The 15751-nt window shown below is 63.7% G+C and carries 15 protein-coding genes; 7 read left to right on the top strand and 8 right to left on the bottom strand.

Features of this window, described 5'->3' with window-relative positions; genetic code table 11:
- Positions 1-224 precede the first annotated feature (224 nt).
- Positions 225-1208: an amidohydrolase family protein gene (locus BLS61_RS06135; protein ID WP_244157915.1), complete on the top strand. Its 984-nt coding sequence runs from the start codon at positions 225-227 to the stop codon at positions 1206-1208.
- 66 nt (positions 1209-1274) lie between these two features.
- Entirely contained in the window at positions 1275-1739 is a 465-nt protein-coding gene (locus tag BLS61_RS06140; protein ID WP_090428816.1) for a DUF3859 domain-containing protein, read from the top strand.
- On the opposite strand, the gene BLS61_RS06145 is transcribed toward BLS61_RS06140, so the two are convergent.
- From BLS61_RS06145 to BLS61_RS06165, 5 genes are all read right to left on the bottom strand, one after another.
- Positions 1740-2126 carry a diacylglycerol kinase gene (locus BLS61_RS06145; protein ID WP_012018778.1) on the bottom strand — a complete coding sequence of 129 codons (387 nt, stop codon included), beginning with the start codon at positions 2124-2126 and terminating at the stop codon, positions 1740-1742.
- Complete coding sequence (locus tag BLS61_RS06150; RefSeq protein WP_012018777.1) at positions 2123-2827, bottom strand: lipopolysaccharide kinase InaA family protein; 705 nt, start codon at positions 2825-2827, stop codon at positions 2123-2125. Before BLS61_RS06150 ends, BLS61_RS06145 begins: the two co-directional genes overlap by 4 nt.
- A gap of 1 nt (position 2828) precedes the next feature.
- Positions 2829-3518, bottom strand: coding sequence for a class I SAM-dependent methyltransferase (locus BLS61_RS06155; RefSeq protein ID WP_090428819.1), 690 nt, complete (start codon positions 3516-3518; stop codon positions 2829-2831).
- Between the two features lie 81 nt (positions 3519-3599).
- Positions 3600-4868 carry a sensor histidine kinase gene (locus tag BLS61_RS06160; RefSeq protein WP_090428821.1) on the bottom strand — a complete coding sequence of 423 codons (1269 nt, stop codon included), beginning with the start codon at positions 4866-4868 and terminating at the stop codon, positions 3600-3602.
- Entirely contained in the window at positions 4858-5541 is a 684-nt protein-coding gene (locus BLS61_RS06165) for a response regulator transcription factor (RefSeq protein ID WP_090428824.1), read from the bottom strand. Before BLS61_RS06165 ends, BLS61_RS06160 begins: the two co-directional genes overlap by 11 nt.
- A gap of 103 nt (positions 5542-5644) precedes the next feature.
- Here BLS61_RS06165 and BLS61_RS06170 point away from each other — a divergent pair, with 103 nt between their 5' ends.
- The 5 genes from BLS61_RS06170 (at position 5645) to BLS61_RS06190 (ending at position 11621) form a co-directional block, all read left to right on the top strand.
- Positions 5645-7603 (top strand): LTA synthase family protein, encoded by a 1959-nt coding sequence (locus BLS61_RS06170; RefSeq protein ID WP_090428827.1) that lies wholly within the window; start codon positions 5645-5647, stop codon positions 7601-7603.
- A gap of 9 nt (positions 7604-7612) precedes the next feature.
- Positions 7613-8338 (top strand): phosphatase PAP2 family protein, encoded by a 726-nt coding sequence (locus BLS61_RS06175; RefSeq protein WP_090428830.1) that lies wholly within the window; start codon positions 7613-7615, stop codon positions 8336-8338.
- On the top strand, positions 8335-9009 hold the full coding sequence (locus tag BLS61_RS06180) for a phosphatase domain-containing protein (RefSeq protein WP_090428833.1): 675 nt from the start codon (positions 8335-8337) through the stop codon (positions 9007-9009). The genes BLS61_RS06175 and BLS61_RS06180 overlap by 4 nt, the downstream gene beginning before the upstream one ends.
- Positions 9006-9356, top strand: coding sequence for a hypothetical protein (locus BLS61_RS06185; RefSeq protein ID WP_090428836.1), 351 nt, complete (start codon positions 9006-9008; stop codon positions 9354-9356). The genes BLS61_RS06180 and BLS61_RS06185 overlap by 4 nt, the downstream gene beginning before the upstream one ends.
- A 636-nt stretch (positions 9357-9992) precedes the next feature.
- On the top strand, positions 9993-11621 hold the full coding sequence (locus tag BLS61_RS06190) for a methyl-accepting chemotaxis protein (RefSeq protein WP_090428838.1): 1629 nt from the start codon (positions 9993-9995) through the stop codon (positions 11619-11621).
- Positions 11622-11679: 58 nt separating this feature from the next.
- Here BLS61_RS06190 and fabB read toward each other — a convergent pair whose 3' ends face one another.
- The 3 genes from fabB to BLS61_RS06205 form a co-directional block, all read right to left on the bottom strand.
- On the bottom strand, positions 11680-12900 hold the full coding sequence (fabB, locus tag BLS61_RS06195) for a beta-ketoacyl-ACP synthase I (protein ID WP_090428842.1): 1221 nt from the start codon (positions 12898-12900) through the stop codon (positions 11680-11682).
- Positions 12901-12911: 11 nt separating this feature from the next.
- Positions 12912-13427, bottom strand: a complete 516-nt coding sequence (gene fabA, locus BLS61_RS06200; RefSeq protein ID WP_090428845.1) for a 3-hydroxyacyl-[acyl-carrier-protein] dehydratase FabA — start codon at positions 13425-13427, stop codon at positions 12912-12914.
- A gap of 407 nt (positions 13428-13834) precedes the next feature.
- Positions 13835-15706, bottom strand: a complete 1872-nt coding sequence (locus BLS61_RS06205) for a response regulator (protein ID WP_208598779.1) — start codon at positions 15704-15706, stop codon at positions 13835-13837.
- Positions 15707-15751: the final 45 nt, after the last annotated feature.

Consider the following 15751-nt stretch of genomic DNA (forward strand, 5'->3'; position numbering starts at 1 on the left):
AAGCCAGGTGCCATCATTGGCTCGGCGATTTCGCTGCGCCGCGTCTGCGGATGCCGGGCGGCGGTGAGCGAACCTGGTGCAGTGGCGATAGCTTCGTTCCATGACGAGGCGCTGCAAGCGTCCGAACTTGCGCGCCTGGCTTGCGGTCTATGCTGCTCGTACCGTCAGGAGGACTCGCCTTGCCCAATCGCCGCCCAATACCCTGGCTGCTGGCCCTAAGCGCAATGCTCGCCTGCAGCGTGCAGGCCCGTGAATATCGCTACAGCGACGCCCATCTGCACTACGTCGACTTCTTTCAGGAAAGCGCCGGCATGGACGAGTTGCTGGAGAAGATGGCGCAGAACAATGTCGATCACGTGATGTTCTCCGGCATACCGGTGGCCAAGAAGTGGGACGAGGACGAGCCCAAGCGCCCGCGCTATTACGCCGGCGACGATGCCAACGCCTATTGGTACAGCGCCACCGACGTGTTCATCGCCGCCGCCTACAAGCGTCTGCCGGCCGAGCAGCGCAAGCGCTTCCATCCCTTTCTGTCCGGCTTCAACCCCAACGACAAGAACGCCGACGCCCATATTCGCCGCATGCTCGAGCTGGACCCCGGCCTGTGGCAGGGCATCGGCGAGGTCTTCACCCGCCATGACGACCTGACCGCGCTGATCCACGGCCGTGCCCCGAGGGCCAACAACGAAGCCCTGGCGCGGGTATATCACCTGGCCGCCGAATATGACCTGCCGGTGATGCTGCACTCGAACATCACTTCCAAGCGCGAGCGCGAACCCATCTACCTCGAGGAAATCGAGGCGCCGCTGCGCAACCATCCGCATGTGCGGTTCATCTGGGCGCATGCCGGCACCAGCGCCGAGATCCATCGTCACCAGGAGAAGCTCGATTATCTGCTGGCGACCCTGGAGCGCATGCTCGACCAGTACCCCAACCTCTACATCGACCTGTCCTGGACCATGCTGCGCCCCTATCTGCTGGACGAGAATGGCAAGCCCGACGAGAAATGGGTGCAACTGGTCAGCAGTTACCCGGAGCGTTTCATGCTGGGTTCGGACGTGGTCGGGCGCTTCGCCAGCCTGGGTGAATACATGAAGGGCTTCGATCCCTTCCTCGATGCATTGCCCGAGGAGGTGGCGCACAAGGTGGCGCGCGACAACTTCCTGTCCGTCCTGCCGCGCCGGGTGCAGGCCGAGCTGGATCGATAGCAGGGCTGTCATCAGGTTGTCACTCGGGTGTCATAGGCTCGCGCCCATCTCAACGAGGAGCGCACCATGCATTACACCCGAGTGGCCATCATGGCCGGTCTATTCGCCTGGGCAGGCCTGAGTCAGGCCGAGGTTCGCGTAGATGGGCCGGTGGAATACGGCATCTTCAGCAGCCAGTACCAGGACTTTCAGCCCGGCGAGCGCGTGCTGACCCGCAGCAACCAGGACATCCAGCGTACCGATCAGATTCCCGCCAAGCTCGGCACCAAGTTCGGCATGCGCTACAGCCTGGCCGGCAAGCGCGAGGGCGATACCCCGCTGACCCTGCTTTACCTCACGCCCGGCGTGGTCACGCCGGACGGCCAGCGCCACGATAAGTTCGAGGTGCAGCAGAAGCTGGTGGTCGGCGCGCCGCAGGACGTGATGGCCTTCGAATTCACCGAACACCACGAGGTGGTGCCCGGCGAATGGCACTTCATCGTCTATCAGGGCGACCGCAAGCTGGCCGAACAGCGCTTCGTGGTGCGCTGATCAGAGCAGGATGATCGCCCAGGTCAGGGCGATCATCAGCAGCGCGACCATCTGCGCCGCGCTGCCCATGTCCTTGGCCTGCTTGGACAGCGGGTGCAGGTTTAGCGAGATGCGGTCGACCACCGCCTCGATGGCGGAATTGAGCAGTTCCACCACCAGTGCCAGCAGCGGCACTATTACCAGCAACGCACGTTCGGCGCGGCTGACATCGACCAGCCCGGCCAGCGGCAGCAGCACCAGATTCAGCCAGACCAGCTGACGGAACGCGGCTTCACCCTGATAGGCCGCACGCAGCCCGGCCAGCGAATACCCGGTGGCATCGAGGATGCGCGCCAGGCCGCGGCGCCCCTTGAAGGACAGGGCGTCCAGATCGGAACTGTCATTCATCGCGGCAGCCCGCCCCAGGGATCGTTCAGAGCCTGCTGGTAAACCTGACGCAGGTAAGCCATGTCGGCATCTGGCATGGCGCCACGGTGTCGATCCAATTGGCCCAGGTCGCGGCGCGAGGCGCTGGCGACGCGCCAACGTCGCCGGCTTTTCTCCAGATCCAGCAGGGCGATATCCACGTCGCCGTCGCTACGAACCTTGACGAACAGATGCTTGGCATAACAGCAGCCGTGTTGCCAGCCGCCCAGGTGCAGACGTGCAAGTGTCACCGCCAGGCGTTGCAGCATGACCTGGTTGAGCTGCGGCGCATGGGGCTCGCCGTACCACTGCTCCAGGCTGACGAAACCCGGCAGCGCCTCGGTAACCAGCAGCGCCTGCCACTGCCCGGCCTGTTTGCGCGCTGCGCAGTAGACGATGTTCGGTGTACGAATGCCGAGGCGGGCGAGGGCGCGATAGGCCTGCAGCTCACGCAGAATCGTCGGCCGGCCCAATGGATGGCGCAGCGAGCGGTAGGTGTGGCCGTTCTGGCGTTTGCAGTACAGCAGCGGCCGGCTGCCGTCCCAGTGCTGCAGCAGGCGTACGCCGCTCTCGCCGCCGCGCCGCTGGTTGGCCGGCTCGACCCACTGACCGGGGCTGTGCCACCAGCGATCGAATTCGGTCGAGGGCAGGGCGGCCAGTGCTTGTTCGCTGAGAATCCCCATTTCAGGCCCCCTTGCGCAGCACGTAGGTGCGCCACATGGCATAGCCGGGCAGGAAGTCCAGGTGGCCGAGTATGGTGAAGCCGGCCTGACTAAACTCCGCCTCCACCGTCTTGCGGGGCACCACGAAGCGGTTCAGGTTCTGCGCCCCGCGGCCCTGAGCGGCGCGCCGGGCCTCCAGGCGGCGACGCTTCCAGGCCTTGTAGTTGCCGTCGACCCACAGCGAGACGATCAGCGTGTCGCGGCTGACGCGGTGGAACTCGCGGAGAATGGCCAGGCGGTGTTCGGCCGACTCGATATGGTGCAGCAGGCGGATACAGAAGATGCAGTCCACCGCGTTATCGCCCAGGTCGATAGCGAAAGCCGAGGTGCGGAAGCTGTTGACCCGCGCCACCACCTCGGGCGGCTGCGCGGCGCGAGCGGTGGCGAGCATGTCGACGGAGTTGTCGGCAGCGAAGATCACCCGGTTCGGCTGCTCGCAGAGCAGTGGCCAGAAGCGCCCGGCGCCGCAGGGCAGGTCGAGTACCAGGTTGGGCTCATCGGCCAGCTGTAGGGCGCGGCGCGCCACCTGTACGTCGCGCCAGTGCGACAGGCGCCGAAACAGGCCGTCCTGGTGCTTGTGCAGGTATTGCTGGGCGTGCTCGAAATCGTACTTGCGGGAAAAATCCAGTTCGATGGGGCTGGGCTTGGGCATGACGAACGTCCCTTGATGGTTACGTTCGCCACCTTAGAGAGCCGCGCATCAAGGTCCCGTCAAAGGGACGTGAAAATTTCGTCAAGCGCCATTGTTGAGTGTCACGCGAAAGCACGTATGGCCCGGCTCACTCTCCAGGCTGACCTGCCAGCCCTGTTTGGCGCAGATGCGCTTGACCAGCGACAGGCCAAGGCCGAGGCCCTCGCCGCGAGCCTGGGTGCCACGCACGAACGGCTGAAAGATGCGCTCGTGCTGCTCGGCAGGAATGCCGGCACCGCTGTCCTCGATGCGAAAGGCGCCGGATTCGAGAATCAGGCGCACCTCGCCGTGTTCGGTGTAGTGCAGGGCATTGCGCAGCAGGTTGCCCATCACCGTAGCGAGGAAGGTGGCGTTGTACTGGCCAGTGTCCTGGCCGTCCTCGATCAGCTGGAAGTCCAGCCCCTTTTCCTTCATCAGCACGCCCCAGCGGCCGGCCTGCTCATGGGCGATGGCCGCCAGGCTGCGGTCGCCGCTGAAGGCCGCCTCGTTGCTCTTGTCCCGCGCCAGTTGCAGGAAGGTCTGCACCAGTTCGCGCATTTCCTCGCTGGCGCGGGCAATGCGCGCCACCTGTTCCTTCTCGCGCGGGCTCAATGGCGCCTCGCCGAGCAGTTCGCAGGAGGTGGCGATGACCATCAGTGGCGTGCGCAGCTCATGGCTGACATCGCTGGTGAACAGACGCTCGCGCTCCAGGGACTGGCGCACCTGGCCCAGGGTGCTGTCGAAGGCGGCGGCCAACTGGCCGACTTCATCGTCGGGGTAGTCCGGCGCCAGGGGCGGCGCCAGCGGGTGCAACTGATCGCGGTGGCGGACCTGCTGGGCCAGGCGGCTGACGGGCGCCATGATCTTGCGTGCGGTGATCAGGCCCAGGCCCCAGGCCGCGACCACGGTGAGCAGAAAGCCGGCCAGCACCACGTTGAACAGAGCGTTTTCTCGGGCTTCGAATTCATCCTGCTCTTGCTCGAGCACATGGGTATGGCCGTTGCTCTCTTCTACATATACGTAGAAAGCGTCTTCGCCGTTCACGATTTCATTGAAGCCCTCAGGAAGGTGTTGATACACATCTGGTATCGCGTACTCCGGGAACTGGGACGAAAAGAATCGCGTACTGCTATCGAGCCTTGGAGCAGAACCGGTTTTCATATCCTGTGAGAGCACACCACTTAATTCGCGCTCCATTTGCATCGAAACCAAGTGCTCTTCAATGAAATGCACCACCGCGACGATGCTCAGTGAGAACAGCCCACTGACCACTGTGGTCATGAGTATGAAAGCGATCAGTATGCGCCGCTCGAACGGCTGCTTAGACAGCATCGGTGCTCTCCGCCAGGCGATAACCGACGCCGTGAATGGTGTGTAGCAAAGGCCTGGGGAAGGGTTTGTCGAGCACCTGGCGCAACTGGTGAATGTGGCTGCGCAGGCTGTCGCTGTCCGGGCAGTCGTCGCCCCACAGCGCTTCTTCCAGCGCCTCACGGCGCACCACGGCCGGGCTGCGCTGCATGAGGATGGCCAGCAGCTTGAGGCCCAGCGGGTTAAGCTTGAGCGCTTGGCCAGCACGGCTGACGTGCAGGGTATCGAGGTCGTAGCTGAGGTCGGCGACCTGCAGCTGGCGTTTGCGGCTGCCGCGGCTGCGGCGCAGGATCGCCTCGATGCGCGCCACCAGCTCGGACAGGGCGAAGGGCTTGATCAGGTAATCGTCGGCACCGGCATTGAGTCCTTTCAGGCGATCGTCCAGGGCATCGCGCGCGGTCAGCATCAGGATCGGCACCTCGCTGCGGCCGTCCTCGCGCAGGCGCTTGCATACCTGATAGCCGTCGATGCCGGGCAGCATGATGTCCAGCACGATCAGGTCGTAATGACCGCTGCTGGCCAGGTGCAGGCCGCTCAGGCCGTCCTGCGCGCAATCGACGGAAAAACCCTTGAGCTGCAGGTAGTCGAGCACGTTGGCGAGAATGTCTCGGTTGTCTTCGATGACCAGAATGCGCATCGCGGTTTATTCCTGGGTTTGACGATTTTTTCACACGGCTTTGACGAGAGGCTCACGGCTGGCCTCGCAGACTGCGGCTCGTTCATCCTGGAAGGATCATACGATGCCAATGCTCCATTACGCGCAACTTCGTTATCTGTCGATCATTCTGCTGGCCTGGCTGGCGGTGTTCTTCCTCACCCGCAGCCTATTGCTGCTCGGGCACCTGGGCGATGCCGGCGTGACGCTGCCGACGCTGCTTGGCCTGTACGGCGTCGGCCTGATCTACGACCTCAGCTTCCTGGTGTACGCCGCGCTGCCGCTGGCGCTGTACCTGCTGCTGTGTCCGGCCTGGTTGTGGCAGCGCCGCTGGCATCGACGCCTGCTGGTCGCCCTGGTGGCCGTCAGCCTGTTCGCGATGTTATTCACCGCAGTGGCCGAGTGGTTGTTCTGGGACGAGTTCGGCGTGCGCTTCAACTTCATCGCCGTGGACTACCTCGTCTATTCCAAGGAGGTGGTGGACAACATTCTCGAGTCCTATCCGATCTATCCCTTGCTGGCCCTGCTGGCGGCCCTGGCCATAGGCCTGACGCTTGCGCTGCGGCGGCCGCTGCGGGCCGCACTGGAGGCACCGCGCCTGCCCGCGCTGCAGGCTGTCTGTACGCTGGTCATGCTGGCGTTGCTGGCCGGCCTGTGCAGTGGCCTGGTGGGGCAGGACGCGCCGCGTGGCCTGGGCGGCAACACCTACCAGCGCGAGCTGGCCAGCAACGGCCCCTACCAGTTCTTCGCCGCATTCCGTAACAACGAGCTGGATTACCAGCAGTTCTATGCCACCTTGCCTGATACGCTGGTGGCTGCGCAGCTGCGCGCCGAGGTGGCCGAGCCCAATGCCCGTTTCATCGGCAGCGATCCGCAGGACATCCGCCGGCTGATCGACAACCCCGGCTCGCCGCGCAAGCTCAATGTGGTGCTGGTGACCATCGAGAGCCTGAGTGCCAAGTACCTGGGCAGTTTCGGCGACACCCGCGGGCTGACCCCGAACCTCGACGAGCTGCGCAAGCACGCCCTGGTGTTCACCAACTTCTACGCCACCGGCACGCGCACCGACCGCGGCCTGGAGGCGCTGACGCTGTCGGTACCGCCGACACCGGGGCGCTCCATCGTCAAGCGCATCGGCCGTGAGTCCGGTTATGCCAGCCTGGGCCAGCAACTGAGCGCCCAGGGCTACGACAGCGTGTTCGTCTACGGCGGCCGCGGCTATTTCGACAACATGAACGCCTTCTTCGGCGGCAACGGTTATCGCGTCGTCGACCAGAGCAGCGTCGACGAGGCCGAGATGAGCTTCCAGAACGCCTGGGGCATGGCCGACGAGGACCTCTATCGCCAGGCGATCAAGGTGGCCGATACCGATCACGCCGCCGGCAAGCCGTTCCTCCTGCAACTGATGACCACCTCCAACCACCGTCCCTACACCTACCCGGACGGGCGCATCGACATTGCCTCCGGCGACGGGCGCGAAGGGGCGGTGAAGTACACCGATTACGCCATCGGCCAGTTCCTCGCCGAGGCGCGCAGCAAGCCCTGGTTCGATCAGACGCTATTCGTCTTCGTCGCCGACCATACCGCCGGCAGTGCCGGGCGTGAGGATCTGCCGGTGGCCAACTACCACATCCCCTTATTCATCTATGCCCCCAGCTACATCGAGCCGGCCGAGTACAGCGATGTGGCCAGCCAGATCGACGTGGCGCCGACGCTGCTCGGCCTGCTCAATCTGGATTACGTCTCCACCTTCTTCGGCCGCAACCTGCTGCGCGCGGATCATCCCGCAGGCCGTGCGCTGCTGGGCAACTACCAGCACCTGGGGCTGTTCGACGGCAAGGACCTGGCGATCCTCAGCCCGCGCCGCGGCATGCGCCGCCACGACGACGCCCTGGGGCTGAGCCATGAGTCGCGCAGCGATGGCGCCGACCCGCTGCTGCGACGTGACATCGCCTACTACCAGGTCGCCAGTCATGCCTTCAGCCATCATCTGATCGCCTGGCGTCCCGATGAACAGCCAGACCAGCAGCTCAGCCAGCGTTGAGGAGCGGACATGGCCTCTCGTTATTTCGACTTTCGTCTGGCGCTCGGCATACCGCTACTGCTGATGGCACTGCTGCTGGCCTTCGACCCCAGCCCGGTGGATTTTGCCCTGGCGCGGCTGTTCTACGAACCCGGACAAGGTTTTATCGGGCGCAGCAGCTTCTGGCTCGAAGACATCCTGCATGACCGCGCCAAGCAGGCGCTGATCCTGCTCGGTGTGCTGGCCATCGCCGGCTTCGTGCTCAGCCTGCTGCCGACGCGCTTGCGCGCCTGGCGCCGCCAGCTCGGCTACCTGGTGCTGGCGCTGGGCCTGTCGACCTCGGTGGTCACCCCGCTGAAAACGCTGACCGGCATGCATTGCCCCTGGAGCCTGAGCGAGTTCGGCGGCCAGGAGCTATTCACGCCGCTGCTGGCCGAGCGCGCGCCGACCAGCAATCCCGGCCGCTGCTGGCCGGGCGGGCATGCCTCGGCGGGCTTCTCGCTGCTGGCGCTGTTCTTCGTGCTGCGTGACCACAGGCCGCGTGCGGCGCGCATCGCGCTGGTAGTCGCGTTGACCCTCGGCGCGCTGTTTTCCCTGGGGCGTATGCTGCAGGGCGCGCATTTTCTTTCGCACAACCTCTGGACGCTGCTGATCGACTGGACAATCTGCCTGCTGACCTACCGCGGGCTGCTCTATCGCGCGCCTGCCGAACAGCCGTCAGGCAATCCGCTGGAATGGGGAGAAGCCTGCCGATGAACGGATTTCTGCAGAGCCTGCGCCTGACGCTGGCCGCACTGGTGTTTTTCGCTGCGCTACTGGCGCTGCCGCTGAGCATGGCCTGGGGCGCTACCACTGCGGCAGTTGTGCAGGACGTGCGTCCGGTCCACTGGGCGCAGCCGCTTGACCGCCGCATCAACCTCTATCGCATGGCGCCTGATCTCTATCGCAGCGCCTTGCCGAGTGCCAGGGACTGGCCAGCATTGCAGGCGCTGGGCATCGCCACGGTGATCAACTTTTACCAGCGCGGCGATGAGCAATGGCTGAAGGATCCCAGGGTTGTGCAGGTGCATCTGCCGCTGCGTACCGACCGTATCGACGATGCCGACGTCATCGAAGCGCTGCGCAGCATTCGCCAGGCGCAAAGCCGTGGCCGCGTTCTGATTCACTGCAAGCACGGGCAGAACCGCACCGGGCTGATGGCCGCCATGTACCGGGTTATCTACCAGAACTGGAGCAAGGAGCAGGCGCTGGCGGAAATGCGCGGCGGCGGCTTTGGCGGCCAGGAGCGCATGGCCGATGCCGAGCGTTACCTGCGCGAGGCCGACATACCGGCGTTGCGCCTGGCGCTGGCCAGTGGGGCCTGCAGCACCAGCACGTGGGCCTTGTGTGCGCTCAGGGAGCGTCTGCTGGGCATGGTCGAGCCATGAGCCGCTCGCACCTGGCTGTCTGCGGCGTGCTCGTGCTGGCACTTGGCGGCTGCCAGAGCCTGCGCGAAGAGATGCTGGCGGCGAACTATCCGCCGACCTTCGTCGACGGTTTCGAGGCCGGCTGCAGCAGCGGCCGCTCGGCCGCAGGCCCGCTCGGTCGGTACGCCAAGGATGTAGCGTGCTATTTGAGCGATCCGCTCTATCACCAGGGTTGGGACGACGGCTTTTCTCAGTGCGAGTCCTCGCAGCAGGACGATACGCGTTGGGAAAGCGCCGATCAGAAAAGACGTGATCGCCAATGGCGTCACCATGTCGATCAGGCAATGGCCAGGGCCTTGACTCGATAGTTCAGAGGAACGACCCATGTCGAGTGTTGCGCGGCATCATGGAGTCGAGTGCAATCTGGACGCTCTTCAGCGCTGTAGGAGTCAGTCTGCTTACTTGTCATGCGACTAACGGTTATAGGGGGTTAACCTGAAAGGTCACATGCATTTCAAAGTCGGCGTTCAAGACTAGTTCCATTCTTACTTCCAGTCTATCTGGCTTCTGCTGTTTTTATCTTTTTCAGGATAAAGGTATCGGGCCCCGGCTAAAGCATGTGGCGCCTACTATGATTAAGCCTGTTGAGAACGGCTTGGCCCGTTTGGCGTGAGGCGGTGGTGCAAGCAAGTTCTTGGAACGGTACGGCATTCGGACGAATTGCTAGCGAACGCCGTGCCCAACGCACGGGCGCGGGCAATAACTAGTCGGTTGGTCTGAGCTCGTGCGAGCCTCCGATCGGATGGCGAAAGTTTTTCTTGATGTGTTTTTGGATTGTGCCAAGTGCCTTTTCTCCTAAGGTTTTAAGCATATTTCGTCTAGTTGTCTGATGGGCTTGGGAATCTTTGCCTGCAGCTAAATCGAGAAAAGAGACAGGCGCCGTCTCCTGGTTATTGGCATCGGCCAATCGCATCTCATTAATCGCGCGCATAAGAGGTAGACGGATGTCACTGCGTAACCTTCCCATCGCATTGCGAGCAGGGCTCGCCTTCGGACTGATCGTGATTCTCGTAGTAGTGCTCGGTGCGGTCAGCCTGGTTCAACTTTCCGGGATGAGAAAATCGGCCGCAGAGATCGAAACCAATTGGGTGCCTAGCATCGTCGCCCTTGACGATATTTCCAAATCCATTCTTCGTTTGCGTGCCCTGACGCTGCGGATATTGGTAGACAGAAATCCTGAAACGACCCAACAAACGCTTGTGCGGGCGAAGGGGCTTCTAGATGAAATAATCAGCGCTGAAAAAGCCTACGAGAAGCTGATATCCAGCCGAGAGGAGAGGGCGCTGTTCGATGAATTGTATGCGGCGCAGATGCGCTATCTGGCAGAGCGCGAAGAGGTATTGAAACTCGCCCAGAACGGGGACTACGACGGCGCCGTGGCGCGTTTCGGTACAGGCGTGCTGAACCAGACGGCAGACGCGGTCGCCAAGCTGCTCGATGATCTGGCCCGGTTGAACCAGAGCGGTGTCGAGTCAGCGGCGCATGATGCTGAGGATATCTATACCAGCTCCCTGCGCACGGTGATTGGTCTTCTCGTTCTGGTGGCCGTGCTGACGGTGGCCCTGGCGCTGCTGATCACTCGCAGTATCGTCACGCCCCTGGCCGAGGCCGTGCGCATCGCCGAAGTGGTAGCGGTCGGTGATCTGACCAAGGACATAACGGTGGTCGGTCGTGACGAGCCCGCGCGCCTGCTGGCCGCGCTGAAGACCATGCAGCAGAGCCTGCGTGGCACCATCCAGAGCATCGCCGACTCGTCCAACCAGCTGGCCTCGGCGTCCGAGGAGCTGCATGCGGTGACCGAGGATTCGACCCGAGGTCTGCACCAGCAGAATACCGAGATCGAGCAGGCCGCCACCGCGGTCAACGAGATGACCGCGGCCGTCGAGGAGGTGGCGCGCAACGCCGTGAGCACCTCCGAGGCTTCGCGCGAATCCAATGCCACCGCGCTGCAGGGCCGCGAGCAGGTACGTCAGACCGTCAGCTCCATCGGGCAACTGGCCGAGGACGTCAACGGCACCGCGCAGGAGGTCGAGAAGCTGGCCGAGCGGGTTCGGGAGATCAGCAAGGTGCTGGACGTGATCCGCGCCATCGCCGAGCAGACCAACCTGCTGGCGCTCAATGCCGCGATCGAGGCGGCGCGTGCCGGTGATGCAGGGCGCGGCTTCGCGGTAGTGGCCGATGAGGTGCGCGCACTCGCGCATCGCACGCAGCAGTCCACCCAGGAAATCGAACAGATGATCGGCGCCATCCAGAGCGGCACCGATCAGGCGGTCGGTTCCATGCAAAGCAGCAACACGCGCGCCCGCTCCACCCTTGAGGTGGCCCAGGCAGCCGGGGTGGCGCTGGAGCAGATCACCCAGGCGATCTCTTCGATCAACGAGCGCAACCTGGTGATTGCCAGCGCCTCGGAAGAACAGGCCCAGGTGGCGAGGGAAGTGGACCGCAATCTGGTCAATATCCGCGATCTGTCGCTGCAGACCTCGGCCGGTGCCAACCAGACCAGCGCGGCGAGCCAGGAACTGTCGCGGCTGGCGGTGGATCTGAACAACCTGGTGGCGCGCTTCAAGGTCTGAGGCAGGCCGCAAACGAAAACGGCGCCCGAGGGCGCCGTTTTCTTTACCGCAGCAGCGATTACTTGCCGGCCCAGCGCTTGAGCACCAGGGTGGCGTTGGTGCCGCCAAAGCCGAAGCTGTTGCTCATCACGGTATCGAGCTTGGCGTTCTCCACCGTCTTGAGCTGGATCGGCATGTCGGCCACTTCCGGGTCGAGCTCGTCGATGTTGGCCGAGCCGGCGATGAAGTTGCCTTCCATCATCAGCATGCAGTAGATCGCTTCCTGCACGCCGGCAGCGCCGAGGCTGTGGCCGGACAGGCTCTTGGTCGAGCTGATGGCCGGGGCCTTGTCACCGAACACTTCACGGACGCCGCGGATCTCGGCGACGTCGCCGACCGGGGTGGAGGTGCCGTGGGTGTTCAGGTAGTCGATCGGCGTGTCGACGGTGGCCAGCGCCTGCTGCATGCAGCGCACCGCGCCTTCGCCACTCGGGGCGACCATGTCGTAGCCGTCGCTGGTGGCGCCGTAACCGACGATTTCCGCGTAGATCTTGGCGCCGCGGGCCAGGGCGTGTTCCAGCTCCTCGACCACCACCATGCCGCCACCGCCGGCGATGACGAAGCCGTCACGCTTGGCGTCGTAGGCGCGCGAAGCCTTTTCCGGGGTGTCGTTGTACTGGGTGGAGAGGGCGCCCATGGCGTCGAACAGGCAGCTCTGGCTCCAGTGCTCCTCTTCGCCGCCGCCGGCGAAGACCACGTCCTGCTTGCCCAGCTGGATCTGTTCCATGGCCTGGCCGATGCAGTGTGCGCTGGTGGCGCAGGCCGAGGAGATGGAGAAGTTGACGCCCTTGATCTTGAACGGGGTGGCCAGGCAGGCCGATACGGTGCTGCCCATGGTGCGGGTCACGCGGTACGGACCGACGCGCTTGACGCCTTTCTCGCGCAGGGTGTCGATGGCTTCCATCTGGTTGAAGGTGGAGGCGCCACCGGAGCCGGCGATCAGGCCGGTACGCGGGTTGGAAATCTGCTCTTCACTGAGGCCGGAATCCTTGATCGCCTGCTCCATCGCCAGGTAGGCGTAGGCCGCAGCGTCGCCCATGAAGCGGAACAGCTTGCGGTCGATCAGTTCTTCCAGGTTCAGGTTGACCGAACCGGAGACATGGCTGCGCAGGCCCATTTCGGCGTACGACGGGTTGAAACGGATGCCGGATTTGCCCGCGCGGAGGCTGTTGGCAACGGCTTCTTTGTCATTGCCCAGGCAGGAAACGATGCCCAGACCGGTAATCACGACACGACGCATGTGCAAGTCCTTCAGAAACTGTCGGTAGAGGTGAACAGGCCAACGCGCAGGCCTTCGGCACTGTAGATCTCGCGGCCGTCGACGCTGACGCTGCCATCGGCGATGCCGAGGATCAGCGAGCGGTTGATGGTGCGCTTGATGTGGATGTTGTAGGTGACCTTCTTGGCGGTCGGCAGCACCTGACCGAAGAATTTCACTTCGCCGCTGCCCAGGGCGCGACCGCGGCCCGGGTTGCCCTGCCAGCCGAGGTAGAAGCCAACCAGCTGCCACATGGCGTCGAGGCCGAGGCAGCCTGGCATCACCGGGTCGCCCTCGAAGTGGCAGCCGAAGAACCACAGGTCCGGGTTGATGTCGAGCTCAGCGACGATTTCGCCCTTGCCGTGCTTGCCGCCGGTCTCGCTGATATGAACGATGCGATCGATCATCAGCATGTTCGGGGCGGGCAGTTGCGCGTTCCCGGGGCCGAACAGTTCGCCGCGGCCGCAGGCGAGCAGATCTTCCCGAGAGTAGGCGTTTTGTTTTGTCATGCGAGCTCCTCAATTGTCCCCATGCTTTTAAGGCTGGGCGAATCGTCCTGGCCGGCGCGCCTGAAATAGGGGGCGTCTGCCGGCAGCCTAGTCATAGACTGTTGCGTTGTGGTGAAAGTCACAGAGCAGTGAGTACAGTTGTACTCTGCTGTACTGGCATTGTCACAGGCACAGCGGTTTCCCCTTGTAACTCGTAATGCTGTTTGCCTAAGAAATGACCGTACGCGATTAGTCCCCTCGCCCCTTTGGGGAGAGGGTTAGGGAGAGGGGAAAACCGGCAGTTTGTGGTGTTTTCAGCCCTCTCCCCCAGCCCCTCTCCCATAAATGGGAGAGGGGAGCCACACGCGTACAACCTTAAGTGAACAGCATTACCCTTGTAACTCGGGCTTGTCACGGCGGCCACTCACCTATGGTCGGGCTGGCAACCAGCGCAGCAGAATGCGTTGCAGGTCTGCTCGTTTGAATGGTTTTGCCAGGTAATCGTTCATTCCCGCTTGCAGGCAGGCTTCGCGATCGCCCTGCAGGGCATTGGCGGTCAGGGCGATGATCGGTACCCGGCTGCCGTGCTCGAGCTGGCGGATCTGCCGCGTCGCTTCGTAGCCATCCATCAGCGGCAGCCTGCAGTCCATAAGGATCGCGGCATAGTCCTGCTGCGCGCAGCTTTGCACGGCCTGCTGGCCGTCGCCGACCAGGCTGACCTGATAGCCCAGGCTGCGCAGCATGGCCTCGATCACCGTCTGGTTGACCGGATTGTCTTCGACCAGCAGCACGGCCTGGCCGTCGCCGCTGCTCAGGGGCTGGCTGTCATCGCTCGGCGCCTGTTCGCTGCAGTGGCGAAACGGCAGGGGAATTTCCAGGGTGAAGACCGAGCCCGCGCCCAGCTGGCTTTCCGCGCGCAGCGTGCCGCCCATGCGTTCGGCCAGGGTGCGCGCGATCGGCAGGCCCAGGCCGGTGCCGCCGTAGCGCCGGGAAATGGAAGTGTCAGCCTGCTGGAAGGCATCGAACATGTGCTCCAGGCGTTCGCCGTCGATGCCGATGCCACTGTCGTGCACGGCGCAGGTGAACCACAGCACCTGGTCGTCCAGCGGTTGCCAGTGGGTCTGCACGCGGATATGGCCTTCTTCGGTGAACTTCAGCGCGTTGCCGATCAGGTTGACCAGAATCTGCCGGATGCGCGTGGGGTCGCCGCGTACTTCCAGATGCTCCAGGCCAGGCTGGGTGTCCAGCTGCAACTGCAGGCCGCGCTGCTGGGCGCTGTGCTGGAACACCTGGATGGAACCCTGCAACAGCTCCAGCAGGTTGAAGGCGATGGCCTCCAGTTCCAGTGCGCCGCGTTCGATTCGCGAGAAGTCGAGAATGTCGTTGATCACCTTGAGCAGGTGCTCGGTGGACTCGGTGGCCAGGGCCGCGTACTCGCTCTGCTCGTCGTTCAGCGCGGTGGTTTCCAGCAACTGCAGCATGCCCAGCACGCCGTTCATCGGGGTGCGCAGCTCATGGCTCATCATGGCCAGGAAATCCGACTTGGCGCGGTTGGCCTGTTCGGACTCCTCGCGGGCCTGGATCAGCTCGGCGATCGCCTGCTGTTGTTCGCGGCCGCTTTGCTCGAGCGCGCAGGCCAGGTTGTTGATATGCCGGGCCAGATCGGTCAGCTCGTCGTTGCCGCGCTCGATCAGCGCGGGACGATAGTCGCCGCCCTGGATGCGTTCGAGGGCCTGACCCATGGCACTGAGCGGCTGAGCGAGCTGCCTGGCCAGGCGGCGGGCAAGGAGGAAGGTCAGCAGCAGGGCGAACAGCGAGAGAACCCCGGCCTTCATCAGGATTTCCTGCTGGCGGGTGCTGAAGGTGTCATTGGATATGCCCACGATCACCCGGCCCAGGTAGCCGTCGCCGAGTGACCTGCCCGGCGGCAATGGCCATTCACGGCCTGGCGGACCTTGCAAGTGAATCGGTGCCTGAAACACCTCCACCTGCGGGGTGCTCTGGCCTTGCTCCTTGGGGCGTTCGACGTAGACCAGGATGTTGTCGTCGCGGTCGCGCACCTCGGCAAAGCGCACGTCGGGAGTGCTCAAGGTGGCCCGTAGCAGGCTTTCCAGGGTGTTCAGATTGTCATTGAGCACGCCGTACTGGGTGGCGGGCGCGAGCTGGTTGGCGATCAATTGACCGGTATGACCCTGCTCCTGGCGCAGGTCCTGCAGGCGGGTGAAGGTGAGAAAACCGGTCAGCAGCAACGTCAGCAGCAGGGCCGGGCCGACGCTGATCAGCTGGGTGCGGGTATGAATGTTCCAGCCACGGCGCTGGCCAGTGGTTGTACCGTCCCTGGCGGG

Source organism: Ectopseudomonas guguanensis, from assembly GCF_900104265.1.
GTDB classification, from domain to species: Bacteria; Pseudomonadota; Gammaproteobacteria; order Pseudomonadales; family Pseudomonadaceae; genus Aquipseudomonas; species Aquipseudomonas guguanensis.